Source organism: Dietzia sp. PP-33 (assembly GCF_033790845.1).
Taxonomy (GTDB): domain Bacteria; phylum Actinomycetota; class Actinomycetes; order Mycobacteriales; family Mycobacteriaceae; genus Dietzia.
Genome location: NZ_JAMYEI010000001.1, coordinates 517,128 through 541,712, shown reverse-complemented (window position 1 = coordinate 541,712; position 24,585 = coordinate 517,128). Strand labels below are relative to the sequence as shown.

The following is a 24,585-nucleotide window of genomic DNA, read 5'->3' as shown; positions in this document are numbered from 1 at the left end:
GGGCGGCTGCGTCACGGACGTGGGGTGTGACATACGATGCAGGCCATACCGCTACGAGGAAGGTGGCCGACGTGACCTACACGATCGCAGAGCCGTGCGTCGACGTGATGGACAAGTCCTGCGTCGAGGAGTGTCCTGTCGACTGCATCTACGAGGGTGGACGGATGTTGTACATCCACCCCGACGAGTGCGTCGACTGTGGTGCCTGTGAGCCCGTCTGCCCCGTGGAGGCCATCTTCTACGAGGATGACGTCCCGGACGAGTGGACCGAGTACAACACCGCCAACGTCGACTTCTTCGTCGAACTGGGATCGCCGGGCGGCGCGGCCAAGGTCGGCAAGGTCGACTACGACCACCCGATGGTCAAGGCGCTCCCGCCCATGAACCAGGAGTGACACCGGTGGTGTCGCGCCCGGAGCGTCGACCGCCCGGGCGCACGCTTCCCGTGTTCCCGTGGGACACCCTCGCAGAGGCGAGGTCGGTCGCCTCCGCCCACCCCGACGGGCTGGTCGACCTGACCGTGGGCACCCCCGTCGATCCGGTCGCCCCGGTGATCCGCGAGGCGTTGGCCGCCGACTCCGCCCGACCGGGGTACCCCACCACTGTCGGGACCCCCGAGCTGCGCCTCGCCGCCGTCGACGCGCTCGCCCGGCGGTACGGGGTCACCGGTCTCGACCCCGGGTCGGTCCTGCCTGCGATCGGCACCAAGGAGCTCATCGCGGGCCTGCCCGCGCAGCTCGGGCTCGGTCCGGGACACACGGTCGTCGTACCGGAGGTGGCGTACCCGACCTACGAGGTCGGGGCACTGCTTGCGGGAGCCACGGTGGTACGTGCCGACTCGCTCACCCAGCTCGGCCCGTCGTCGCCGTCGCTGCTCTACCTCAACTCGCCGTCGAACCCCAGCGGCAAGGTGCTCGGCGTGGACCACCTGCGCAAGGTGGTCGGCTGGGCGCGTGAGCGCGGCGTGATCGTCGCCTCGGACGAGTGCTACCTCGGACTGGTGTGGGAGGGCGAGGCGCCCTCGATCCTCGACCCGCGGGTCTGCGACGGCGACCACTCCGGCCTCCTGGCCCTGCACTCGCTGTCCAAGACCTCGAACCTGGCCTCGTATCGTGCCGGGTTCGTGGCGGGCGACCCGACTCTCATCGCGGAGTTGCTGGCGGTGCGCAAGCACGCGGGACTGATGATGCCCCTGCCGGTCCAGTCCGCCATGACCGCGGCCCTGCGGGACGACGCGCACGAGGCCGAGCAGCGCGAGCGGTACCGGGCGCGCCGGGAACGCCTGGTGCCCGCGGTCGAAGCGGCCGGTTTCCGGATCGACCACTCCGAGGCCGGACTGTACCTGTGGGCCAGCCGCGACGAGGCCTGCCGTGACACCGTGGACTGGTTCGCCGAGCGTGGCGTGTTGGTCGCCCCCGGAGAGTTCTACGGGCCGGCCGGGGCACGGCACGTCCGCATAGCGCTCACCGCCACCGACGCCACGGTGGACGAGGCCGTGCGCCGACTGCGCTGAGCCGACCTTCCCCGCCGGCGTCCCCCCGGTTGCCCGGTTGCCGGGCTTCCGGCCTCGGGGTCAGTCGTTGGCGTGCAGATCCGCGTTGAGCCCGACGCCCTCCCGCTTCCACGGCACGGCCTCGACGGCGCCGGAGACGGAGTTGCGCCGGAAGAGCAGGTTGTCCATCCCGGAGAGCTGACCCGCCTTGACCGGCTCCCGCTCGGCCCACGCGCCGGCACGGACGTCCACCTTGGTGCCGGCGGTGACGTAGAGCCCGGCCTCGACCACGCAGTCGTCGCCGAGCGAGATCCCGACGCCCGAGTTGGCTCCCAGCAGACAGCGTTCACCGATCGAGATGGTCTCCTTGCCGCCGCCGGAGAGGGTGCCCATGATCGAGGCGCCGCCGCCGACATCCGAGTCCGCGCCCACCACCACGCCGGCGGAGACGCGACCCTCGACCATCGACGGTCCGAGGGTGCCGGCGTTGAAGTTGACGAACCCCTCGTGCATGACGGTCGTCCCCTCCGCCAGGTGCGCGCCCAGGCGCACCCGGTCGGCGTCGGCGATCCGGACACCGGAGGGCACGACGTAGTCCACCATCCTGGGGAACTTGTCGACCCCGTACACCGTCACCGGGCCGCGGGCGCGCAGCTTGGCCCGCACCAGTTCGAAGCCCTGGACGGCGCAGGGGCCGAAGTTGGTCCACACGACGTTGGACAGGGTGCCGAACAGGCCGTCCATGTTGGCGAAGTGTGGCTTGACGAGTCGGTGGGAGATCAGGTGCAGCCGGAGGTAGGCGTCGTAGGCGTCGGTCGGGGCCTGCGTGAGGTCGTCGATCTCCACCCGCACCGCGACGCGCTCGACGCCACGGTCGGCGTCGGGCCCGGTCAGCGGGGCGAGCTCGGCCGGGACCTCGTCACCGGACAGGACGCGATGGCCCCCCTCGGAGGCCGCACCGAGCTCCGGTGCGGGATACCACACGTCGAGGACGGTGTGATCGGACGTCAGGGTGGCGATTCCGGTGGCCATGGCTCCATGTGCACTCATGACCCCGATGCTAGCCGTCGACTCCGGCGCGTACCGGCCACGGGCATCTATGGTGGACGCCGTGACCGCCGCCCCCGACCTGACCGCACACCCGGTCGACCTGACCCGCGCCCTCGTCGACATCGCCAGTCCCTCCCGGGAGGAGTCCGCGATCGCCGGGGCCGTCCACGCCGCGCTGGAGTCGGTCGTGGCCGGCTTCACGGGGTCGGCGGCCGGACGGACGGAGGTGGTCCGCGAGGGCAACCGGGTCCTCGCCCGCACCCGCAGGGGCCTGCCGACGCGCGTGGTGCTGGCAGGCCATCTCGACACCGTGCCCGTGGCGGACAACGTTCCGTCCCGGCTCACCGGAGAGGGGGCCGAGACTGTGCTCCACGGCTGCGGGACGGTCGACATGAAGTCCGGCGACGCCGTGTTCCTGCATCTGTTCGCCACCCTGGCGGACTCCGACGAGCTCGCGCACGACCTCACCCTGGTGCTCTACGACTGCGAGGAGATCGAGGCCACCGCAAACGGCCTCGGCCACCTCGAGCGCACCCACCGGGACTGGCTCACCGGCGACGTCGCGATCCTCGGCGAGCCCACTGGGGGTCTGATCGAGGCGGGGTGCCAGGGCACCCTGCGGATCAGGGTCCACGCCCGGGGACTGCGTGCCCACTCGGCGCGCAGCTGGTTGGGGGACAACGCCGTCCACCGTCTCGCCCCGGTCCTCGCCGCACTCGGCGTGTACGAGCCCCGGTCGGTGGACATCGACGGCTGCATCTACCGGGAGGGCCTGCAGGCGGTGCGGATGTCCGCGGGGGTGGCCGGCAACACCGTCCCGGACGAGGCGTGGCTCGACGTCAACTTCCGGTTCGCACCGGACCGGGACACCGGCGCCGCGCTCGCCCACGCCCTCGACGCGCTCGGCCTGTCCGATCCGGCTCGTGTCCCCGCGGGCGAGGAGCCCCCGGCGGCGCCCGGGTTGTACTGGGAGCTCACCGACCTCTCCCCGGGGGCACTGCCCGGGCTCGCGGCTCCCGCGGCCGCGGACCTGGTGCGGGCCGCGGGGGGTCGCGTGCGGGCCAAGTACGGGTGGACCGACGTGTCACGGTTCGCCGGCCTGGGTGTGCCCGCGGTGAACCTCGGCCCCGGTGACCCGGGGTTGGCACACACGCGGGACGAACACTGCCCCGCCGCCCAGATCACCGAGGTGGCGGACGTCCTGCGCGCCTACCTCACCACGTCCCGCTGACGCCGGGACCCACTACACCAGGAGAGTCTTCGCTGATGGCACCGAACGATTCCGTACACCTGCGCGGTCCGCTCCTCGTCCGTCGTGACAAGGGCGGCGATCACTCGACCACCGACCAGCGTCTGCTGGACACGAACCAGGACACCGACTGGTTGCACACCGATCCGTGGCGGGTCCTGCGCATCCAGAGCGAGTTCGTCAACGGTTTCGGTGCGCTCGCGGAACTCCCCGACTCCGTCAGCGTCTTCGGGTCGGCCCGGACCCGCCCCGGGGACCCCGCCTACGAACAGGCGGTGGAGCTCGGCCGGGCGCTCGCGGAGGCGGGGTACGCGGTGGTGACCGGCGGCGGACCCGGTCAGATGGAAGCGGCCAACAAGGGTGCCTGGGAGGCGGACGGGCGGTCGGTGGGCCTGGGCATCGAGCTGCCCAATGAGCAGGGGATCAACAAGTGGGTGGACCTGGGGCTGCACTTCCGCTATTTCTTCGTCCGCAAGACGATGTTCGTCAAGTACACCCAGGCGTTCGTCTGTACCCCGGGTGGTTTCGGCACCCTCGACGAGTTCTTCGAGGCCATCACGTTGGTCCAGACGGACAAGATCACCCGGTTCCCGATCGTGCTGCTCGGTGTGGACTTCTGGACCCCGCTGGTGGACTGGATCCGCGGCACCCTGGCGGAGCAGGGGATGATCTCGGCGTCCGATCTCGACCTCTTCCTGGTGACCGATTCGGTGCCGGAGGCCGTGGAGTACATCCGCGAGGCGCACCACCGGGCGGCCCTGACCTCGCAGCAGCGGGAGGACCTGCTGGGCGAGGAACACCGCGGGGTCGAGCGGTGACGGCGCCGTCGGCCGGGCGCGGGGTCTGCGTCTACTGCGCCTCGTCCACCTACGATCCCGCGTTGCTGGAGATCGCCACCGAGGTGGGCGCGGGGATCGCCCGCCGCGGTTGGTCGCTGGTCTCCGGGGGCGGCAACGTGTCCATGATGGGGGCGGTCGCCGAGGCGGCACGGCACGGTGGGGCCAGGACCGTCGGCGTCATCCCCGAGGGGTTGCGGGTGCGGGAGGTGGCGGACACCTCGGCGGACGAGCTGGTGGTCGTCACCACGATGCGGGAACGCAAGCGCGAGATGGAGGAGCGCTCGGACGCGTTCCTGACGCTGCCGGGCGGGATCGGGACGATGGAGGAGATGTTCGAGGTGTGGACCTCGGCCTCGCTCGGTTTCCACGACAAGCCGGTCGTGCTGTACGACCCCATCGGCTTCTACCGGCCACTCCTCGACTGGGTCGGCGGCTTGGCGGAGTCGGGGCTGGTCAAGCCTGAGGCGCTCGAGTGTCTGGTGGTGCGCGACGACCTGGAGTCGGCGCTCGACGCCTGCGGGGGAGCGCGGTGAGCCATCCGGGCCCGGCGCCCCTGCCCACCCTCTGCGGGCGTCCGGTCCCGGTCGACCGTCCGCTGGTGATGGCGATCGTCAACCGGACCCCGGACTCCTTCTACGACCGTGGAGCCAGCTTCAGCGACGAGGCCGCGATGCGCCGGGTCGACGACTCGGTGGCGGACGGCGCCGACATCCTCGACATCGGTGGTGTCAAGGCCGGCCCGGGTGACCCGGTGGACGCGCAGGAGGAGATCCGGCGGGTCGTGCCGTTCGTCGAGGCGGTGAGGTCCAGGCACCCGGGCGTGGTGGTGTCCGTGGACACCTGGCGCGGGTCGGTCGCCCGCCGGGCGCTGGCCGCCGGGGCCGACCTCGTCAACGACACGTGGGCGGGTCACGACCCAGAGGTCCTGGCGGCGGCCGCCGAGGCGCGGGCGGGCTTCGTGTGCTCCCACACCGGGGGCGCGGTCCCGCGCACCCGCCCGTTCCGGGTGGGGTACGCCGACGTGGTGCTCGACGTGGCCTCGGAGCTGTCCGCGGCCGCGGACCGGGCGGCCGCCGCAGGGGTGCCCGCCGACGGGATCCTGGTGGACCCCACCCACGATTTCGGCAAGAACACCTTCCACGGGTTGGAACTGCTGCGACGCCTCGACGAGATCGTGGCCCTCGGCCATCCCGTCCTGATGGCGCTGAGCAACAAGGACTTCATCGGGGAGACCCTGGACCTGGGGATCGACGACAGGGCGGAGGGCACGCTCGCGGCCACCTCCGTCGCGGCGATGATGGGCGCACGGGTCTTCCGCACCCACGACGTGCGGGCGACACTACGGGTGGTGGAGATGGTCGCCTCCGTCGTGGGGAGCCGTCCACCTGCGCGAACGGTCCGCGGGTTGGCCTGACGGGGGCGGGACCGTGCCCGCCGCGCGTGTGCCAGACTGGAATCCCGGTCCGTGGCAGAAGGAGGGGCGCCAGCATGCTCACCGTCGTCGTCTACGTGGCGGTCACCCTGATCGTGGCGGCTGCTCTCTTCGCGCTGTCGATCGTCGTCTTCGGCCGCTCGGAGCTGTTGCCGCCGGTGGCCAGGGGACACACCGTCACGACCTTGCCCGCGGGGCCGTTCACCGGGGACGACCTGCGATCGGTGCGCTTCGGGATGTCCGCGCGCGGGTACACGATGGCGGAGGTCGACTGGGCGCTGGAACAGGCGGCCGCGGAGATCGACCGCCTCCGCACGCGGCTGGGCGAGGAGGCGGACACGGGTACGCCATCCCACGGGGTGGGCCCAGAACGCGCTCCGGCATCCAGGCCCGGTGCGACGCGCTAGAATCGCAGTCATCCACTCAGCAGTACCGCACGTGGGCACGGCCGTTCTCACCGGACGCCACCCGCGGCCAAGGACGAAGGGAATCGACCCGATGGCGGCTATGAAGCCCAGGACCGGTGACGGACCGATGGAAGCGGCCAAGGAGGGCCGCGGGATCGTCATGCGCGTCCCTCTCGAGGGTGGCGGTCGCCTCGTGGTCGAGTTGACCCCCGACGAGGCGAAGTCACTCGGTGAGGAGCTGAGCCAGGCCACCTCCTGACCGATCACTGTTCGCCACCTCGACGCACCCGGCCCAAGCGGCGGGTGCGTCGTCCCGGTTCTACGGAAGGTGCCCCGATGCCCCTGATCCCCTCGCGTCCACTGCCGGCGGTCCGTGTGATCCCCGACACCGGCCCCGCCACCGGGTGGCCTCTGGTCACCCGGCCCCCGGACGGCCGTCGGGCCCTCCGTGGTCGTGCGGTGGAGGCGCGGACGAGCACCGTCGACGGGCGGCCGGTGATCGAGGTCGAGGTGGAGACGTCGCGGCCCCGGCCGGGGTGGGCGGGTGCGGCGGATGTCGGTATCGGTCACCGCCGTGCGGGTGCGGCCGTGGCCAGGCACCTGCGGGATGCGGGGAGGACGGAGGAGGTCTCGGTGTCCGTCCCCGGGGCCGTCCCGGCGGCGCGGGTGGGCGATCTGGTCCTGGGGTATCTCCTGGGGGCGCGGGGTCAGGATGTGTTCGCCGCGGACCCGGTGCCGGTGGTCCCCGACCTGGTGGTGCGCGTGGCGTCCGGGTCCGGTGACGACGACGAGGTGGTCGTCACCTCCGCGGTCGCCGCGGCGGGGGAGGCCGCCCGGGCAACCGCGCTCGCCCGGGACCTCGCAGGGGCGCCCGCGGATCTCAAGACCCCCGAGTGGCTCGTGTCGAGGATGTCCGACCTGCTCTCGGCCGCCGGGATGCACACGCGGGTACTCGAGGGCGACGCCCTGGTCGACGGTGGGTTCGGCGGGGTCCTCGCGGTGGGCGGCGGATCGGCGGCGGCGCCCCGCGTCCTGGTGGCCAGACGCCCCGGCCCGGGGACGCGGGTGCTCCTGGTGGGCAAGGGCATCACGTTCGACACCGGCGGCATCTCGGTCAAACCGGCCGAGGGGATGCACCTGATGCGCACGGACATGGCCGGCTCGGCCGCCGTCGTGGCCGCGGCCGCCGCGTTCTGCGGCGACGCCGACGGTCGGTACGAGGGACTCGACGTGACCGTCGTGGTCCCCGCTGCCGAGAACATGCTCTCCGGCTCCGCGTACCGACCCGGGGACGTCGTCACCCACGTGGGTGGCACGACCTCCGAGGTCACCAACACCGATGCCGAGGGCAGGATGGTGCTGGCCGACGGGCTCGCCCACGGGATCTCCGAGTGCGACCCGGACGTGGTCGTCGACGTCGCCACGCTCACCGGGGCGATGAAGGTCGCGCTCGGCATGCGGACCGGCGCGGTGATGGCGACCGACGACGACCTCGCCGACCGAGTGTCCGCCGCGGGGGCGGGAGCGGGGGAGCGGTGGTGGCGTCTCCCTCTCCCCGACGACCTGCGCGGCGCCGTCGACTCGGCGATCGCGGATCGCCGTCAGGCGCCTAAGGGGCCCGGCGCCATCACCGCGGCGCTCTTCCTCGAGGGGTTCGTCGACGGGCGTCCCTGGGCACATCTCGACATCGCCGGTCCGGCCCGCTCGCCGGAGGAGATCGACGAGGTCGGCCCCGTGGCGACCGGGTTCGCCACCCGCACCCTGCTGGGCCTGCTCCGGGATCTCGTCGACCGGCCTCGGGGGTGAGCTCCGCGCCGGCCGCCCTCGGGCGGGTCGTCCCGTTGTTGCGGTGTCCAGTCTGTGGGGAGCGGATGACGGCGACCGCCTCCGGCGTGGAATGCGGGGGCGCGCACTCGTTCGACCGTGCACGCCACGGTCAGCTGACCCTTCTCGGAGCCCGGGGCCGCAGGTTCCCCGGTGACTCGGTCGAGCAGGTGGCCGCGCGGGACAGGGTCCTCGGTCACGGGATGTTCGACGGTGTGGCCGACGCCGTCGCCGACGCGGTGGTGGAGGCGGTGGGTGAGACGGGCCGCGGGACGGGCCGCGAGACGGTTCGCGGGACAGTTGGCGGTACCCAGTGCGGTGCCGTCCCACCGGTGGTCCTGGACGCCGGGGCCGGCACGGGGTTCTACCTGGACCGTGTCGTGGACGCCCTACGCGCGATGCGTCCGACGGGTGTCCCCACCCCCGACGACAGCGCGGAGCCGCTGGGGATCGGCACGGAGATATCCGTGGCCGCCGCCCGCCGACTGGCCCGGGTGGACCCGCTCGTGGCGGCCCTCGTCGCCGACACCTGGGACGGACTGCCCCTGGTGGACGCGTGTGTCGACGTGGTCCAGGTCGTCTTTGCCCCACGAAACCCCGCCGAGTTCGCGCGCGTCCTGCGCCCCGGCGGGACACTGGTGGTCGCGGTGCCGGGTCCCGGTCATCTGGAACCGTTGCGGTCGGAGACGGGGATGCTCGAGCCGGCGGCGGGCAAGGCCGCACGCCTGGAGGCGGATCTGACCGGGTGGTTCACTGCCGGACCCGTGCGGGTCGTTGATGTCACCGCCGTGATCCCCGCCCCGATCGCCGCCGACCTCGCGCTCATGGGGCCCAGTGGGGTCCATCTGGACCGGGCGCGCGTCGAGCAGCACGTCGGCACGGTCGAGCGTCGGGTCCGCGTGCACGTCGAGGTGCGGTCGTTCCGTCGGGCCCTACAGGAGTGAGGCGTACATCGCGTGGGTCTGTTCGGCGATGGCCTCCCACGCGAACCGGCTCCGGGCCCGCTCCTGGCCCGCGCGGCCGAACCCGGCGGCCTTCTCGGGGTGGGCCACCAGGTCGTTGACCGCGGCCGCGATACCGGCCTCGAAGGCGTCCGGGTCCGACTCGTCGTAGTGGACGAGGGTGCCCGTCTCGCCGTCGACGACGACCTCGGGGATCCCGCCGACGTCCGAGGCCACCACCGCCGTGTCGCACGCCATGGCCTCGAGGTTGACGATCCCCAGGGGTTCGTACACGGAGGGGCACGCGAAGACCGTCGCGGCGGAGAGTATCTCGATGACCTCCTCGCGGGGCAGCATGTCCCGCAGCCAGAACACGCCGTCGCGTGTCGACTGCAACCCGGCGACCAGTTCCTCCATCTCGGCACCGATCTCCGGGGTGTCCGGGGCCCCCGCGCACAGCACGAGCTGCGCGTCCGGGTGGAAGTCGCGGGCGGCTCGCACCAGGTGGGGGACACCCTTCTGGCGGGTGATGCGACCGACGAACGCGACGATCGGACGGTCGGGGTCGACACCGTGCCGGCGGAGGACCGAGTCCTGGCCTGTGAAGGTCTCGACCGGTGACCACACCGAGGTGTCGATGCCGTTGAGGATCACGTGGATCCGGTCCGGGTCGATCTCGGGATACACCCGCAGGATCTCGTCCTTCATCCGCGAGCTCACCGCGACCACGGCGTCCGCGTGGGCGAAGGCGTTGCGCTCGGACCACGACGAGACGCGGTAGCCGCCACCGAGCTGCTCCGCCTTCCAGGGGCGACTGGGCTCGAGCGAGTGCGCGGACACCACGTGGGGGATCCCGTAGAGCTCCTTCGCCAGGTGCCCGGCCAGGCCCGCGTACCAGGTGTGGGAGTGGACGATGTCCGCCCCCTCCGCCGCCACGGACATCTGCAGGCCCGCCGACAGTGTCTTGATCGCCGGGTTGGCGTCCTCGCCCAGCTCCGGATCGGGCCGGAATGCGCGCGCGGTGTCCCGGTCCGCGCCCATGCACAGGACGTCGACCTCGCACAGCGGCCGCAGGGTGGCCACCAGTTCGGTCACGTGGACTCCCGCCCCGCCGTAGACCTCCGGCGGGTACTCCCTCGTCATCATCGCTACTCGCACACGCGCCAACCTAGTCGTCCCGGGCGAACCCGGGACCGTTGCGGGTGAACCCCGACCGACCGCGGGGTGTCCTGTCGGGTCGCCTCGGGGGCAAGTCCCGCGATGCCCCGTGGCCCCGGCCGGGAAGTCGATACGGTGGTGGGGTGAGGAACCAGCCGCACGTCCTAGCAATCGTTCTCGCCGGTGGCGAGGGCAAACGACTCTTTCCGCACACGGCGGACCGCGCCAAACCGGCGGTGCCGTTCGGGGGCTCGTACCGACTGATCGACTTCGTCCTGAGCAATCTGGTCAACGCCGGGTTCATGCGGATCTGTGTCCTCACCCAGTACAAGTCCCACTCCCTCGACCGGCACATCTCCCAGGTGTGGCACATGAGCGGGATGGGGGGCGAGTACATCACCCCCGTTCCCGCCCAGCAACGGCTGGGACCACGGTGGTACACGGGTTCGGCGGACGCGATCCTGCAGTCGCTGAACCTGGTCTACGACGAGAAGCCGGACCACATCGTCGTCTTCGGTGCGGACCACGTGTACCGGATGGACCCGCGGCAGATGCTCGACCACCACATCGCCACGGGGGCGGCCGTCACCGTCGCCGGGATCCGTGTCCCGCGCAGCGAGGCGTTCGCCTTCGGGTGCATCGACGCCGGGGACGATGACCTGATCCGGGACTGGGTCGAGAAGCCCTCCGACCCGCCGGGGACGCCGGACGACCCGGATGCGACGTTCGCGTCGATGGGCAACTACATCTTCTCCACCGACGCGCTCATCGAGGCGCTGAAGGCGGACGCGGAGAAGCCGGATTCCACCCACGACATGGGCGGGGACATCATCCCGGCACTGGTCGAGCAGGAGCGGGCGTACGTGTACGACTTCGCCCGCAACCTGGTGCCGGGGGAGACCGAGCGCGACCGCGGGTACTGGCGGGACGTGGGCACCATCGACGCGTTCTACGGCGCCCACGTGGACCTGGTCTCCGTCCACCCGGTCTTCAACCTCTACAACAACCTGTGGCCCATCCGGACCCAGCAGGACAACCTGCCGCCCGCCAAGTTCGTCAACGGGGGCATGTCCCAGGAGTCGATGGTCGGCGCCGGGACCATCATCTCCGCGGCCACCGTGCGTAATTCGGTGGTCTCGAACAACGTCGTCGTCGAGGACGGCGCCGTGGTGGAGGGCAGCGTGCTCATGCCCGGGGTGCGGATCGGCCGGGGCGCCGTGGTGCGCAAGGCGATCGTCGACAAAAACTGTGAGATCGGCGCGGGCGACGTGATCGGGGTGGACCACGAGCGCGACCGCCTGCGGTTCCCTGTCAGCGCGGGCGGGGTGGTGAGCGTGGCCAAGAACTCCGTCACGTCACTGCCGGGTTAAAGAACCCGGCTGAGCGCCCCGTCGGAGCGACCGCCCGGACGGCCCCGCCGCGTCCCGTCCGTGACGGATCCGGTCAGAGTGCGACCACCGTCAGCCCGCCGCCCACCGGTAGGAGGGTGACGTGCGCGTGGGCGGGCAGGTCCGCGTCCTCGGGCAGCGGCGCGTGGTCACCGATCAGGATGAGAGCGCCACCGGCCCGGAGAAGTTGATGGGCCCGGGAGAGCACCCGGGAGACCGAATGGTCCGGGACGTCTGCCACCAGCAGGTCGTAGGCACCGTCGGCGAGCTTGTCGGCCACCTCCAGTGGTCGCGCCGCGATGTACCGGGCGGCTGATGCGGGGTGTCCGGCCGCACGCACGGCGGAGCGGGCGGCATCCAGATGGTGGGGGTCGTCGGTGATGCAGGTGACCACCGCTCCGGCTCCCGGCCCCGCGGCCGCCAGGATCGCCAGGGCCGGGACCCCGGGGGCGGGCGAGATGCACACCGACGCCCGGGCTCCGGTCAGACGGGCCACCAACCGGATCGCCTCGGCGGTCAGCGCGTCCGGCGAGGACGCTCCCAGCTCGTCCGCCTCCGCACGAGCGGGCGCATACAGGGAGTCGTCGACCAGATCGGCACTGCGGCGCGCGAGATCGGCGGGCCGGGAACGGTCGGTGGCGGGGACGTCAGTCGAATCGGGCACCCGAGCAGCGTATCGCCGGGCGCGGCGACGGTGCGTCCAACGCGCGGTGATCGGATCGGTATGAGACTCTCAGGGGGATCTCAGTACGGGTATACCGTGAGGACAGGCCAGTGCGAGAGGGTGGGACCACGCGCTCCACGAGGGGGCGACGACAGCACCGCGCGGACGCCTCCCCACCAGTCCGCGCCGGAAGGCGGCGGCAGCGCATGTACTCGCAGACAGTGCACGGTACGACCTTCCCCCCCGGGAGTGACGTCGACGAGGCGGTCGGGACCGCACGGTTCGACGCCAGTGGTGACGTCGCGGACATGCCCACCTGGTCGCAGCTCGTCGCCCAACACGGGGACCGGGTGTACCGACTCGCCTTCCGTCTCTGCGGCAACTCCCACGACGCCGAGGACATCACCCAGGAGGCGTTCATCCGGGTCTTCCGCTCGCTGGACAAGTACAAGCCGGGCACGTTCGAGGGGTGGATGCACCGCATCGTCACCAACCTCTTCCTGGACATGGCGCGACGACGGTCGCGAATCCGCTTCGAGGCCCTCCCGGAGGACGCCGAGCGCGTTCCCGGTCGTGAACGCAGCCCGGAGCAGGTCCTGTCCGAGGAGACGTTCGACCCGGTCCTGCAGACCGCCCTGGCCAACCTCTCACCGGAGTTCCGCGCGGCCGTGGTGCTGTGCGACATCGAGGACCTCAGCTACGACGAGGTGGGCCGGATCCTCGGTGTGAAGATGGGTACGGTCCGCAGCCGTATCCACCGGGGTCGCTCCGCGTTGCGCGCCGAACTCGAGGCGGCCGGCGTGACCGGGGTGCACCAGAACACGCGGTGATCCCGCGGGGCCCCGGGAACCCCGGGCGCATCCCGTGCGTTGACCACCTCGGACGGGGAGCACGTGCGGCCCCGGCCCGGACGGACGAGGAGGGGTGAGGTGGACCGACACCATCGCGGACACGGATCCGACACGGAGTACCGGTTGTCGCGCGACTCGGTCCGCGAAGTCGCGGGTAGGACACCGCCGCCCCGGTCCGAACCCCACTTCCTCTCCACCGACCACCTGTCCACCGAGGCGGCCGCGGCCTACGTCGACGGCTGTCTTCCACCCTCGGGCCAGGTCCGCGCGGACGCCCATCTGGCGCAGTGCCCACAGTGTCGCCGCGAGGTGGCCGACCAGCAGGACGCACGCCGTGCCCTCCGCGGATCCGGACCCATCCACATGCCGGGGGACCTGCGCGAGCGTCTCCGTCTCCTCGGGGAGGGCACCGACGTCGAGCCACCGTCGGATCCCGAGTCGCAGTCCGGGACCCGGTGGGCGAGGCTCCTGCGCCGCCTCCGCGGATCCGGCCGATAGGCTGGGGGGCGTGGAGGACGAGACTGGTGTGCCGGAACCGGCCGTGCGGGGCGCGGACCCGGACCGGCCGCTTCGCGAACCGGCCCCGATCCTCAGGCCGGTCGTCGACGAGGAGTCCGCGGAACACTTCTCCCGCCCCGACGGGGTGACGGGGGGATCGGACCCCCGGCGTCGACCCACCGCCGGCGACCACCCCCGGCCGGTGCCCGGTCGCGAGGCCCACCCCGACCCGGCACTGGCCGCCGCGTTCGGTGCGTCCGGTGACGGCGAGCGTGGCATCGAGCGTCATCCGGCGTGGCAGGACGAGGCCGAGGTCTCCCCACCCCCAGAACCCGACCCCTGGCGGGATCCCCACGCCCCGGTGGGGTTCGGCGAACCCGCGGTGTCGGCTTCCGAGGACCCCGGGGCGGAGGACCTGTCCGGTGCGGACGCGCCCGCTCCGCCGAGGCTCTCGCTCTCGGAGGCGCTGTTCGATCGTCGACTGAGCAGGCAGGCGCTCGCCGCGGCAGTCGCCGCCGTCGCCGTCATCGCACTCATAGGTGGGGGGATCGGTGCCGTGGTGGCCGATTCGGCCCGCGGCCTGACCACATCGACGGTGCGGATCGCCGACGCCCCGGCCGATGTCATCCGTCCCGACAACCCCGTCGGGGAGGTCGCGCAGCGGGTCCAGCCCGCCGTGGTCAACATCCGGGTCTCGACGCCGTCCGCCCAGGGTGAGGGCTCGGGAATCGTGATCGATCCCCGGGGATACATCGTCACCAACAACCACGTGGTGACCATGGACGGGGCCGCGGACAGAGCCGACATCGACGTCATGTTCCCCGACGGTTCCAGGGCGACGGCCGAACTGGTCGGTCGCGACCCGGCGACCGACCTCGCGGTTCTCAAGGTGGAGGACGTCCAGAACCTGACGGTGGCGACCCTCGGCGATTCGGACGAGGTCCAGGTGGGGGAGCAGGTGGTGGCCATCGGTTCACCACTCGGGTTGGCACGGACGGTCACCGAGGGCATCGTGTCGGCCACCCAGCGGCCGATCGCGCTGGGGGAGGCGACCACCGACGGAGATGTGGTGATCGACGCCATCCAGACGGACGCCGCCATCAACCCCGGAAACTCGGGTGGCCCGCTCATCGACTCCAGCGGGGCCGTGATCGGGATCAACACCTCGATCTTCACGCAGACCGGTGGATCCATCGGGCTCGGCTTCGCGATACCCGTCAACGACGTTCGCGACATCGCGACCTCGCTCATGACCGAGGGGTCGGTCCGACACGCCACCATCGGGGTGAACGCCAGGAAGGCGGACAACGGCGACGTGGAGGGTGCGGAGCTGGTCAACGTTCGCGAGGATTCCCCCGCTCAGGAGGCGGGCCTGCGTGAGGGCGACGTGGTGACGAGGATCGGTGATCGCCGCGTGCGGTCCTCCGACGAGCTCGTCATCGCGGTCCGGCGGGCCGGAGCGGATGTCGAGGTCCCGGTCGAGGTGATCCGGGACGGCGCCCGGATCGAGCTGACCGTCCGCCCCGCGGAGGGGTGACGGCGGAGTAGTCGCACGAGGTCGTGGTGCCGGACGGGGCCGCGAGGACGTATCCTCGGAGGCGATGTTCACAAACGTGGGGTGGTCCGAGCTGCTGGTGCTCGGCGTGATCGCGCTCGTGGTCCTGGGGCCCGAGCGGCTACCCGAGGCCGCCCGCTGGCTGGCCTCGGCGATCCGCAAGGTCAAGGAGTTCGCGGGGTCCGCCCAACAGCAGCTCCGGGACGACTACGGGACCGACTTCGACGAGTTCCGTGAGCCGCTCAAACAACTCAGCGATCTCCGGGGCATGAGCCCCCGCGCCATGGTCACCAAGCACCTCCTGGACGGCGACGAGTCCCTGTTCAACGGGGATTTCGGCGCGGCAGCCCCCGCGGTCGGGACCGCGGTCGGGAGTGCTGCGGGGACCGGGACGCCGTCGACCCGGCCGACGCCGCCACCGACGTCACCGGTGTCCGGACAGGCGCACCCGCCGTCGGCGACCCCCGCCCCGAGGCCCACACCGGCGAACCCGGCGTGGGACACGGACGCGACCTAGGAACACCAGCGGGAGTCCGACCGGAGCGGGATCGCCCCGGCCGTGAGGTCACAGATGCCGCGTCGTGTCGATCCCGAGGTTCATCCCCGCCAGGCCCCGCGGCCGGACCGCGAGGCCGTCCGCGATCTCCCGATAAGCCCGTCCGGACGCCGAATCCGGCTCCGCCAGCACGATCGGGGTGCCCTCGTCGCCGTGCTCCCGGACCGCCTGCTCGAGTGGCACCTGGCCGAGGAGTCGTACCGGCGCGCCCACCGAACGTGAGAGATTCGCCGCGACCTCGGCCCCGCCACCCGTACCGAAGACGTCCATGCGGGTGCCGTCGGGGAGTTCGAGCCAGGACATGTTCTCGATGACCCCGGCGATCCTCTGCCGGGTCTGCAGGGCGATCGATCCCGCCCGTTCGGCCACCTCGGCCGCAGCCTGCTGCGGGGTGGTCACGACGAGGATCTCCGCGGACGGGATCAACTGGGCGATCGAGATGGCGACGTCGCCCGTACCGGGTGGGAGATCCATGAGCAGGACGTCCAGGTCGCCCCAGTAGACATCGGCGAGAAACTGCTGCAGAGCCCGGTGGAGCATGGGGCCGCGCCACACGACCGGGGTGTTGCCCTTGGTGAACTGGGCGATGGAGATGACCTTGACGCCGTGCGCGACCGGCGGCAGGATCATCTGCTCGACCTGGGTGGGCCTGGCGTCGGTTCCGAGCATCCGCGGTATGGAGTGCCCGTAGATGTCCGCGTCGAGGACACCGACCGACAGCCCCCGGGATGCCAGCGACGTGGCGAGGTTGACCGTGGCGGTGGATTTGCCCACGCCACCCTTGCCCGAGGCGACCGCGTACACCCGCGTGAGGTTCCCCGGCTGGGCGAACGGGATGACGGGTTCGGCCGCGTCGCCGCGGAGGCTCTTGCGCAGCTCCGTACGCTGCTCGTCGTTCATCACGTCGAGTTCGACGGCGACCTCACCCACCCCGGGCACGTCGGAGACCGCCTTACGGACGCGGTCGGTGATCGTCTCCCGCATCGGGCAGCCGGCCACGGTCAGGTAGATGCCGACGTCGACTCGGCCGGTCTGCGCGTCGATGTGGACGCCCTTGACCATGCCGAGCTCCGTGAGCGGCTTGCCGATTTCCGGATCGTCGACCTTGGCCAGGGCGGCGCGGATCGATTCTTCGCTGGGTGCACTCATGATGGACCCGAGTCTAGGCGTCGGGGTCCGAGCGGACGATTCAGGCCGGTGGGGGCACGCAGAACGGTGCGATACAGGGCAGCTCGATCACCGGCAGACCCGGCAAACCCGGCGGGGCCGGCGGGGCCGGAGCGGGGGCCGCGGCCCGGCGGTGGTCCGGGGCCTCCTCAGGCGACGGCGACGGCGTGGGTGACGGCGACGGGGGCTCAGGAGACGGCGGTGGCGGCGGGGTCACCTCGGTACAGCCGGGCACCGGGCGGCCGGGCTCGCCGGGTGGAGCGGGCTCCGGTGCCGCGGTAGGCCGGCCCTCCCAGCCCTCGGGGCAGTGTTCCGGGGCGGCGGGTTCTTCCACGGTCGGCTCGGGCTGGTGGATCTCCGGCAGGTCCGCTGGCAACGGGTACGAGTTGACGGCGTAGCCGTTGGCCCAGGCGTTGACGTTGGCCACGTACGCGAGTGAGTTGTTGTAGGCCAGGATCGCGCGGGTGCGCGCCGCGGGATCACCCATCGACCCGCCCTGACCGCACAGCAGGGTGGCGGCCGCGAGCGCCCCGTCATAGATGTTGTTCGGGTCGCCCACGCCGTCGCCGTTGCCGTCGCGGCCCAGGACCGCCCATGTCGAGGGGATGAACTGGACCGGGCCGACAGCCCGGTCGTACTCGGCGTCACCGTCGAACCTGCCTCCGTCGGTGTCGGTGATGACGGCGGTCCCGGGCAGGGATCCGTCCAGGCGGGGGCCGAGGATCCGGCCGATGGTGTTGCCGTGGACGTCGAACCGTCCACGGCCCTGGTTGGACTCGACCTGGCCGATACCGGCGAGGAGGGTCCACTCCATCTCGCATGCGGGCTTCTCGACGGTCAGTCGGTCGGTGGCCCGGTGGTAGGCGTCGAGTGCGATGCCGGGGATCCCGAGGGGACCGTCCGGGATCGTCGCCTTCTCGATGTGCGCGGCGCCGGGGTCATCCACCGGGGACGGCGGCGGGTCGGACGGCGTCGGATCGGCAGGGGATTCGGTGGAGGGCGTCTCGGTCACCGTCGGGACGTGGGCCGAGGTCTCGGCCGCCTGGACGATGTCCGGGGCCCCGCCGGGACGACTGTGGTCCATCGTCAGGCTCACGGCGGTGAGCACGCCGATCACGCTCACGGCGACCGCAGCGCTGGTCAGTACCCGTCGATCAGTGTGGTGCGCGATCTGGCGCAAAGTTCCCCCTACAGCGTCCGGACGGTGTCACGAGCGGGGTGCGTCGCAACATCGCTGCCGTGCTGGACGACGCTACCTCCGGCCCTTGGTGTCTGAATCGCTTTTCCCGCCTTCAGTGTTACCGTCATCACATTTCAGCTCCGCGAGCAGGGTTTCCATGCGCTCCATCGAGTTCCGGAGGTCATCCAGTTCGCGGCGGAGGTAGTCCCGGGTGACGGTCTCGCCCACGGAGAGCCGGACCGAGGCCAGCTCGCGGGCCAGGAATTCCGTGTCCGCCTTGGTCTGGGTGGCACGCAGCCGGTCTTCCTGAACGGAGTCCTTGTCCCGGTCCTCCTGCCGGTTCTGCGCGAGCAGGATGAGCGGGGCGGCGTAGGCCGCCTGGGTGGAGAACGCCAGGTTGAGCAGAATGAAGGGGTACGGGTCGAACCGCAACGCCACCACCGTGACGTTGATGATGATCCAGATGATCACGATGACCGTCTGGATCATCAGATAGGTGCCGGTGCCGAAGAACCGGGCGATCGTCTCGCTGTGTCGCCCCACGGCGTCCGCGTCGAAGCTGATCCGGGGACGCCGCGAGGTCAGCGGCGTCGAGAGCGACGATCGCATACCCGGTTCGGTCACGGTCGTGCCTCCCTGTCGTCGTGCAGGTCCATGTCCCGCCAGTCGTCGGGCAGGAGGTGGTCGAGGAGGTCGTCGACCGCGACCGCGCCGAGGAGGTGCCCCTCCTCGTCGACCACCGGTCCGCACACGAGGTTATAGGTGGCGAAGAACCGGGTGATGGAATCCACCGAGTCCGTGGGGCGCAACGTGGACAGGCTGGTGTCCACGGTCTCGGCGACCATCGTCGAGGGCAGCTCCCGCAGGAGCGCCTGGATGTGGACACACCCCAGGTACTTGCCGGTAGGGGTGGCGGTGGGTGGACGCACCACGAAGACCAGGCTGGCGAGCGCCGGGCTGAGATCGGGGTTCCGGCAGTGGGCCAGGGCCTCCGCGACGGTGGTCTGCGGCGACAGGATGATCGGCTCCGGGGTCATGAGCCCGCCGGCGGTGTCCGCGTCGAACGTGAGCAGCCGTCGGACGGGTGCCGAATCCTCCGGGTTCATCCGCTCGAGAAACGACTCGGCGTCCTTCTCCGGCATCTCGCCGAGCAGGTCCGCCACGTCGTCGGGGTCCATCGCCTCGAGCACGTCCGCCGCACGTTCGAGCTCCAGTCGCGTGACGATCTCGGTCTGTTCGTCGTGGGGGAGTTCCTGGAGGATGTCCGCCAACCGCTCGTCGTCGAGGGTTCGGGCCACCTCCAGGCGCCGCACCTCCGGTAGCTCGCGTAGCGCGTGTGCGACATCCGCCGGGCGCAGGTCCGCGTACTGCTCGACGAGGCTCTCGGCGCCGTGCTCGGGGGTGCCGATCGCGTCGTCGTCCAACCCCCTGATCCGGCTCCAGGGATGGATCGACACCGGACCCCGCCGGCCGAGCGGACCACGCCCGCGTCTGGCCCGAACCGCGAGCCGGGAGACCAGCCAGTCCCGGGTTCGCTGACGCTCGATCTCCACGTCGACCACCTGGTGGCGCGTCACCGTCCCCGGGCCGCCGGGGCCGTCGGGGGAGGAGCGCTCCTGATCCACGTCGATGATCGAGTCCACGAGAGCACCGAGTACGAGGTTCTCACCGGGCCTGGAGGTGAACCGGTGGAGGTTGATGGTGCCCGAGATGAGCGACACCGAGCGCGGCTCGATCGACGCGACCCGGAGCATCGGCACGAAGATGCGTCGCCGGGTCGGCAGTTCCACCACGAGTCCGACGACCCGGGGTTGTTTGTGCCGGGACCGCATCGTCACCACGACGTCGCGGATACGTCCGATGTCGTCCCCGTCAGGGCCGATCACCGGCAGTCCGGCTAGCCTGGCGACGAAGGCCTTGTTGAGGTTCGCCATGCGGACCAGGTTAGTCACCGGGCGGTGGAACGTGCCCCGCCCGCACCGGACCGGAGGGAGTGCCCCCAGATGAGCCCCGCCCAGCACACGGAGTCCGCACCGTCGGACCCCGCCGCGGCGACGATCGCCGAGCTCCGGGCGCGCCCCCGACGCACCGTCCTGGCGGTCCCCGGCAGCAGTGTCAAGATGATCGGCAAGGCCCGCGACCTGCCGGTGGACGAGGTGTTCCTCGATCTCGAGGACGCCGTCGCGGGGCCGGCCAAGGAGCAGGCCCGCGAGAACGTGGTGGAGGCGCTGACCGCGGGCGCCTTCGCCGCGGCGACGGTGGTCGTCCGGGTGAACGCCTGGGACACCGAGTACACGGTCCGGGACATCACGGAGGTGGTCGGCCGGGCCGGCGCGCACCTCGACGCGGTGCTGCTGCCCAAGGCACGGTCAGGCGCGGAGGTCACCGCCCTCGACCTCGTGCTGACCCAGGTGGAGAAGGCCGCCGGTCTCCCGGTCGGGCACATCGGTATCGAGCCACAGATCGAGGACGCGCTCGGGCTCACCAACATCAACGACATCGCCACGGCGAGTCCCCGTGTGCTCACCCTGGTCTTCGGCCCGGCGGACTTCATGGCCTCGATCGGTATGCGCACGCTCACCGTGGGGGAGCAGCCCGAGGGGTACACGCCCGGCGACGCGTACCACCACGTCCTCCTGGGCATCCTCGTCGCGGCCCGCGCGCACGGTCTCCAGGCGATCGACGGGCCGTACCTCAAGGTGCGCGACGTCGAGGGCTTCCGCCGTGCGGCGGCCCGCACCGCGGCACTGGGCTTCGACGGCAAGTGGGTGCTGCACCCCGCGCAGGTGGACGCCGGTAACGAGGTGTTCAGCCCCCGTCAGGACGAGTTCGACAAGGCCGAGGGCATCCTGGCCGCGTACGCTCACTCGACCTCAACCGAGGGCGGGGCCCGCGGGGCGGTGATGTTCGGGGACGAGATGCTCGACGAGGCCAGCCGTAAGATGGCCCTGGTCGTCTCCGCTCGGGGCCGAGCGGCCGGGATGACCACGTCCGATGCCCTCGAATCCGATCCGGACGGGTCGGCCACGGAAGGACTGAGCTCATGACCTCTCCGGTCAACCCCACCACCGGCCGGGCCAGGGGCGGGCAGACGCCCGGGTTGCCCACCCCGCCCACCGGCTGGGTCGTCGGTTCCTATCCCACCTACGCCCAGGCCCAGGCGGCCGTGGACCACCTCGCGGACGAGGAGTTCCCGGTCCACGAGGTCACCATCGTGGGGGTGGACCTCATGCAGGTCGAGCGCGTCACCGGGCGCCTGACCTGGCCGAAGGTCCTGCTCGGGGGTCTCGCCACCGGGGCCTGGCTCGGTCTCTTCGTGGGGTTGGTGCTCGGCATCTTCACGCAGCCGATGTGGGGCGTCGTCCTCACCGGCCTAGTCGGTGGTTCGGTGTTCGGCGTGGTCTCCGCTGCACTCTCCTACGCGGCGACCCGTGGCAAGCGCGACTTCGCCTCGACCTCGCAGTTGGTGGCCGGGCGGTACGACATCCTGTGCGAACCCGCGAACGCCGAGAGGGTCCGCGACGAACTCGCCCGCCTCGGTCTCAAGTGATGTCCCCGGGAGACCAGTCCGGTTCTCCGTCGGTTCTGGTCGCCGTCCGGGAGCACCTGATCACGCATCTGGGCCCCGACCCGCAGGAGGCCTCGGTGACCTTCCTGGGTGCGGCGCCGATCCGCATCCTGCGATTCGTGGACATCGAGTCGGGGCTGGTCCGGTACGCCTCCCTCGGGTGCTCGGCCGACCCTATGGGCGACCCCTCCGCGCTGGTCCCCGACCCGACCGCGCCCCGTGCGGAGCTGTCCCTGGTGCTGCAGGGCGGGGTGGACGGGATCGTCCGTGCGCTGGCCGTCCTCGCCGCCGCCCCCGCCGTGGAGGGACTCGTCCTGTCGGAGGGGGCCCTCATCGATCTCGGCGAGCCGCTGTGGCCCGGGGCGGCGTTCACCGCGGTCGTGCTCCGGGCCCCCGAGATCCCGGACGTCGAGCTGGGTGGCGAGTCCGCACCGGTGCGGATATTCCGGGCGGTACCGGTGACCCACACCGAGGCCGCGTGGGTCCGGCTCAAGGGGTCGGGGGAACTCGAGGACGCGTGGGCCGAGGCGGGGATCGATGTGACCGATCCGGCCCGCCGGGCGGTCAACCCGGGCCTGACCCGGTGATCAGAGCCAGCCCTTCCGGCGCAACAACAGGAACAGCCCGGTACACGCCGCGACCATGAACCCGAGGACGATGTAGTAGCCGTACTCGAACCGGAGCTCGGGCATGTGGGTGAAGTTCATCCCGTAGATCCCCGCGATCATCGTGGGGACCACGGCGATCGCCACCCACGCGGAGATCCGCCGCATGTCGGTGTTCTGCTGCACCCCGACCATCGCGGCGGCGGCGCTGACCAGCGAGGTGAGCTGTTCGTCCAGGGTGGTGACCTCCGCGGCGACCTGTGAGTGGTGGTCCTGGACGTCCCGGAAATAGTGCCGGATCTCGCCGGGGACCAGGTCCAGATGATCGACGGAGAGCCTGCGCAGGGGCAGGGCGAGGGGCGCGATGTCGTGTTTGAGTTCGAGCAGCTCGCGCTTGAGGAAGTAGATTTGCTCGATGTCCACCTGCGTGCGGGGGGCGAAGACGGCCATCTCCAGTTCCTCGACGTCCCGACCGATCGCCTCGGCCGCCTCCAGGTAGCTGTCCACCACCCGGTCGGCGACGGCGTGCATCACCGTGGCGGGACCGTTCGCCAGCCGTGCCGGTTGCCCCTCCAACTGCGCACGCGTCCCGGCCAGTCCCGCGAAGTCGCCGTGCCTGACGGTCACCACGAAATCCCGGCCGAGCACCACCATCACGCCGCCGGTCGACACGATGTCCCTGGCCTCCGTGAGCGGCTCATGAGGGAGATAGCCGACCGTCGCCATGTCGAGCACCAGGGCGTCGGCGTACGCCTCGAGTTTGGGCCGTTGGTGACCGGTCGCGGCGTCCTCGGTGATCAGCTCGTGCAGGCCGAGCTGCCCGGACAGCGACTCCATCTGGTCCGTGTCGGGTTCGTGGAGGCCGATCCACACGAATCCCCGCCCGGTCTCGCGGACACGGCGGATCGCTGACGAATGGGTGAACCGCCCCGGTTCGCGGAGCCCGTCCACGTAGACGCCGCAGTCCACCGTGGCCTGTTCGGCGGGGACTGCCGGGCCGGTGGGCGTGGTCGCAGACCCGCCCGCAGACCCCCGTCGCTTCCGGATGTTCGTCACCGGTGCTCCTCTCGTCCCCTGCCCGACACTATCGGTCGCGCCGGGACTCGGGGTGACGTCGTCGCGCGTGTGCTGGGAGACTGACGGTCGAGATGTCGCGCCGAGGGGCGCGGACGTGGTGAGAGAGGGCGTGGACGGATGCGGCGGACGGGAGAGTTGGTCGGGGTGCGGGCACTGGCCGCGGTGGGGACCCTCGCGGTGGCGTTGGGCGGATGCCAGGCCCAGTCCTCGATCGTCCCCGCGCACGTACCCGATCCGGTGGTGGTGATCGAGACGGCCTCGTTCGGTGAGGCCGAGATCGTCGGGCACATCTACACCAACGCCCTCATGCGATCGGGATCGCGGGTCACCGCGCGCCCGCAGTCGGGCACCCAGGACGAGGTGGTGGAGTCGGTGGTCGACGGGGATTCCACGTTCACCGTCGGTTTCACCGGCGAACTGCTGCGCACGTTCGATCCCGGCTCCTCGGCCGTCCGGGACGAGGACGTCTACGCCGCGATGGTGGCCGCACTCCCGGAGGGCGTCACCGCCGCCGATCCGGCACCGGCGGAGGACGCTCCCGTGTACGTGGTGACCAGGCACACCTCGGAGACGAACGGCCTGCGGGCGATGTCCGACCTGGCGGGGCGGTGCGGGGAGTTCACCCTGGGTGCCCGTCAGGAGGCACTCACCGATCGCGAGCTGGCCACCGCGGTGGGGGGGACCTACGACTGCGGGTTCGGGCGACGCGTGGCGATGGGCCCGAATCCCCGCGAGGTGTTCGAGGCGCTGCGGGCGGGCCGGATCGGAGTGGGGCTGGTCCAGTCGACCGACCCGATACTGGATCCCGACGACATGGTGCCGTTGGACGACGACGAGAACGCGATCCCGGCCCAGCATCTCGTACCGGTGTTCCGGAAGGGCTCGCTCTCGGAGGACCAGCTCGCCCTGGTCAACAGGATCAGCGGTGAGCTGACCACCGAGGACGTCCGGGAGTTGTTGCTCGGGGTGGAGTTCGGGACGGCCACCCCGGTCGAGCTGGCCAACTACTGGCTCGACTCACACGACTACTGACCTCCGAGGCCCCACTCCGCCACCCCGCCCCGGATCCGCTCCCCACGGGGGC

Annotated in this window: 27 protein-coding genes; 19 read left to right on the top strand and 8 right to left on the bottom strand. The window is 71.3% G+C overall.

Translation table 11 applies throughout. The features are described from left to right. Nucleotides 1–71: 71 nt before the first annotated feature. Nucleotides 72–395 carry a ferredoxin gene (gene fdxA, locus NJE57_RS02600; protein WP_319026796.1) on the top strand — a complete coding sequence of 108 codons (324 nt, stop codon included), beginning with the start codon at nucleotides 72–74 and terminating at the stop codon, nucleotides 393–395. 5 nt (nucleotides 396–400) lie between these two features. Continuing rightward, entirely contained in the window at nucleotides 401–1,513 is a 1,113-nt protein-coding gene (dapC, locus tag NJE57_RS02595; protein WP_319026795.1) for a succinyldiaminopimelate transaminase, read from the top strand. Nucleotides 1,514–1,573: 60 nt separating this feature from the next. On the opposite strand, the gene dapD is transcribed toward dapC, so the two are convergent. Continuing rightward, complete coding sequence (gene dapD / locus NJE57_RS02590; protein ID WP_319026794.1) at nucleotides 1,574–2,542, bottom strand: 2,3,4,5-tetrahydropyridine-2,6-dicarboxylate N-succinyltransferase; 969 nt, start codon at nucleotides 2,540–2,542, stop codon at nucleotides 1,574–1,576. Nucleotides 2,543–2,591: 49 nt separating this feature from the next. On the opposite strand from dapD, the gene dapE reads away from it, so the two are divergent. From dapE to NJE57_RS02550, 8 genes are all read left to right on the top strand, one after another. Then, complete coding sequence (gene dapE, locus NJE57_RS02585; RefSeq protein ID WP_319027078.1) at nucleotides 2,592–3,773, top strand: succinyl-diaminopimelate desuccinylase; 1,182 nt, start codon at nucleotides 2,592–2,594, stop codon at nucleotides 3,771–3,773. 35 nt (nucleotides 3,774–3,808) lie between these two features. Further along, nucleotides 3,809–4,609 carry a TIGR00730 family Rossman fold protein gene (locus tag NJE57_RS02580; RefSeq protein WP_319026793.1) on the top strand — a complete coding sequence of 267 codons (801 nt, stop codon included), beginning with the start codon at nucleotides 3,809–3,811 and terminating at the stop codon, nucleotides 4,607–4,609. After that, the gene (locus NJE57_RS02575) at nucleotides 4,606–5,163 is read left to right on the top strand and encodes a TIGR00730 family Rossman fold protein (RefSeq protein ID WP_319026792.1); all 558 of its coding nucleotides are present in this window, start codon (nucleotides 4,606–4,608) and stop codon (nucleotides 5,161–5,163) included. Before NJE57_RS02580 ends, NJE57_RS02575 begins: the two co-directional genes overlap by 4 nt. A 68-nt stretch (nucleotides 5,164–5,231) precedes the next feature. Further along, nucleotides 5,232–6,044: a dihydropteroate synthase gene (gene folP / locus NJE57_RS02570; RefSeq protein ID WP_319027076.1), complete on the top strand. Its 813-nt coding sequence runs from the start codon at nucleotides 5,232–5,234 to the stop codon at nucleotides 6,042–6,044. A gap of 74 nt (nucleotides 6,045–6,118) precedes the next feature. Then, a complete protein-coding gene (locus NJE57_RS02565; RefSeq protein WP_319026791.1) occupies nucleotides 6,119–6,469 on the top strand; it encodes a DivIVA domain-containing protein in 351 nt (116 codons plus the stop codon). Between the two features lie 91 nt (nucleotides 6,470–6,560). Continuing rightward, nucleotides 6,561–6,728 carry a DUF3117 domain-containing protein gene (locus NJE57_RS02560; protein WP_319026790.1) on the top strand — a complete coding sequence of 56 codons (168 nt, stop codon included), beginning with the start codon at nucleotides 6,561–6,563 and terminating at the stop codon, nucleotides 6,726–6,728. Nucleotides 6,729–6,805: 77 nt separating this feature from the next. Next, a complete protein-coding gene (locus NJE57_RS02555) occupies nucleotides 6,806–8,275 on the top strand; it encodes a M17 family metallopeptidase (RefSeq protein ID WP_319026789.1) in 1,470 nt (489 codons plus the stop codon). A 65-nt stretch (nucleotides 8,276–8,340) separates the two neighbouring features. Continuing rightward, nucleotides 8,341–9,237, top strand: a complete 897-nt coding sequence (locus tag NJE57_RS02550) for a methyltransferase type 11 (protein ID WP_319026788.1) — start codon at nucleotides 8,341–8,343, stop codon at nucleotides 9,235–9,237. Here the strand turns inward: NJE57_RS02550 and glgA are convergent. After that, on the bottom strand, nucleotides 9,226–10,392 hold the full coding sequence (gene glgA, locus NJE57_RS02545) for a glycogen synthase (protein ID WP_319026787.1): 1,167 nt from the start codon (nucleotides 10,390–10,392) through the stop codon (nucleotides 9,226–9,228). The two genes, NJE57_RS02550 and glgA, sit on opposite strands and share 12 nt — an antisense overlap. 143 nt (nucleotides 10,393–10,535) lie before the next feature. Between glgA and glgC the strand changes: the two genes are divergently transcribed. Further along, a complete protein-coding gene (gene glgC / locus NJE57_RS02540; protein ID WP_319026786.1) occupies nucleotides 10,536–11,762 on the top strand; it encodes a glucose-1-phosphate adenylyltransferase in 1,227 nt (408 codons plus the stop codon). A gap of 73 nt (nucleotides 11,763–11,835) precedes the next feature. Here glgC and NJE57_RS02535 read toward each other — a convergent pair whose 3' ends face one another. After that, nucleotides 11,836–12,444, bottom strand: a complete 609-nt coding sequence (locus tag NJE57_RS02535) for a hypothetical protein (protein ID WP_319026785.1) — start codon at nucleotides 12,442–12,444, stop codon at nucleotides 11,836–11,838. A gap of 206 nt (nucleotides 12,445–12,650) precedes the next feature. Here NJE57_RS02535 and sigE point away from each other — a divergent pair, with 206 nt between their 5' ends. From sigE to tatB, 4 genes are all read left to right on the top strand, one after another. Next, nucleotides 12,651–13,274, top strand: a complete 624-nt coding sequence (gene sigE / locus NJE57_RS02530) for an RNA polymerase sigma factor SigE (protein WP_319026784.1) — start codon at nucleotides 12,651–12,653, stop codon at nucleotides 13,272–13,274. A gap of 99 nt (nucleotides 13,275–13,373) precedes the next feature. Further along, nucleotides 13,374–13,793, top strand: coding sequence for an anti-sigma factor family protein (locus NJE57_RS02525; RefSeq protein ID WP_319026783.1), 420 nt, complete (start codon nucleotides 13,374–13,376; stop codon nucleotides 13,791–13,793). Nucleotides 13,794–13,803: 10 nt separating this feature from the next. Next, nucleotides 13,804–15,330: a S1C family serine protease gene (locus NJE57_RS02520; protein ID WP_319026782.1), complete on the top strand. Its 1,527-nt coding sequence runs from the start codon at nucleotides 13,804–13,806 to the stop codon at nucleotides 15,328–15,330. A gap of 64 nt (nucleotides 15,331–15,394) precedes the next feature. Continuing rightward, complete coding sequence (gene tatB / locus NJE57_RS02515; RefSeq protein WP_319026781.1) at nucleotides 15,395–15,865, top strand: Sec-independent protein translocase protein TatB; 471 nt, start codon at nucleotides 15,395–15,397, stop codon at nucleotides 15,863–15,865. Nucleotides 15,866–15,913: 48 nt separating this feature from the next. Here tatB and NJE57_RS02510 read toward each other — a convergent pair whose 3' ends face one another. The 4 genes from NJE57_RS02510 to NJE57_RS02495 all read right to left on the bottom strand — a co-directional run bounded on the left by NJE57_RS02510 (nucleotide 15,914) and on the right by NJE57_RS02495 (nucleotide 20,185). Then, on the bottom strand, nucleotides 15,914–17,053 hold the full coding sequence (locus tag NJE57_RS02510; protein ID WP_319026780.1) for an Mrp/NBP35 family ATP-binding protein: 1,140 nt from the start codon (nucleotides 17,051–17,053) through the stop codon (nucleotides 15,914–15,916). Nucleotides 17,054–17,093: 40 nt separating this feature from the next. After that, a complete protein-coding gene (locus NJE57_RS02505) occupies nucleotides 17,094–18,251 on the bottom strand; it encodes a hypothetical protein (RefSeq protein WP_319026779.1) in 1,158 nt (385 codons plus the stop codon). Between the two features lie 72 nt (nucleotides 18,252–18,323). Further along, a complete protein-coding gene (locus NJE57_RS02500) occupies nucleotides 18,324–18,875 on the bottom strand; it encodes a DUF1003 domain-containing protein (RefSeq protein ID WP_413464340.1) in 552 nt (183 codons plus the stop codon). Then, nucleotides 18,872–20,185, bottom strand: coding sequence for a magnesium transporter MgtE N-terminal domain-containing protein (locus tag NJE57_RS02495; protein ID WP_319026778.1), 1,314 nt, complete (start codon nucleotides 20,183–20,185; stop codon nucleotides 18,872–18,874). The genes NJE57_RS02500 and NJE57_RS02495 overlap by 4 nt, the downstream gene beginning before the upstream one ends. A gap of 69 nt (nucleotides 20,186–20,254) precedes the next feature. On the opposite strand from NJE57_RS02495, the gene NJE57_RS02490 reads away from it, so the two are divergent. The 3 genes from NJE57_RS02490 to NJE57_RS02480 are packed head-to-tail and all read left to right on the top strand — an operon-like array spanning nucleotide 20,255 to nucleotide 22,406. Further along, nucleotides 20,255–21,298 (top strand): CoA ester lyase, encoded by a 1,044-nt coding sequence (locus NJE57_RS02490; RefSeq protein ID WP_319026777.1) that lies wholly within the window; start codon nucleotides 20,255–20,257, stop codon nucleotides 21,296–21,298. Then, entirely contained in the window at nucleotides 21,295–21,801 is a 507-nt protein-coding gene (locus NJE57_RS02485) for a general stress protein (protein ID WP_319026776.1), read from the top strand. The genes NJE57_RS02490 and NJE57_RS02485 overlap by 4 nt, the downstream gene beginning before the upstream one ends. Further along, nucleotides 21,801–22,406 carry a suppressor of fused domain protein gene (locus tag NJE57_RS02480; protein WP_319026775.1) on the top strand — a complete coding sequence of 202 codons (606 nt, stop codon included), beginning with the start codon at nucleotides 21,801–21,803 and terminating at the stop codon, nucleotides 22,404–22,406. Before NJE57_RS02485 ends, NJE57_RS02480 begins: the two co-directional genes overlap by 1 nt. On the opposite strand, the gene NJE57_RS02475 is transcribed toward NJE57_RS02480, so the two are convergent. Next, nucleotides 22,407–23,471: a magnesium and cobalt transport protein CorA gene (locus NJE57_RS02475; protein WP_413464352.1), complete on the bottom strand. Its 1,065-nt coding sequence runs from the start codon at nucleotides 23,469–23,471 to the stop codon at nucleotides 22,407–22,409. A gap of 147 nt (nucleotides 23,472–23,618) precedes the next feature. On the opposite strand from NJE57_RS02475, the gene NJE57_RS02470 reads away from it, so the two are divergent. Then, entirely contained in the window at nucleotides 23,619–24,533 is a 915-nt protein-coding gene (locus NJE57_RS02470; protein ID WP_319026773.1) for a glycine betaine ABC transporter substrate-binding protein, read from the top strand. Nucleotides 24,534–24,585: the final 52 nt, after the last annotated feature.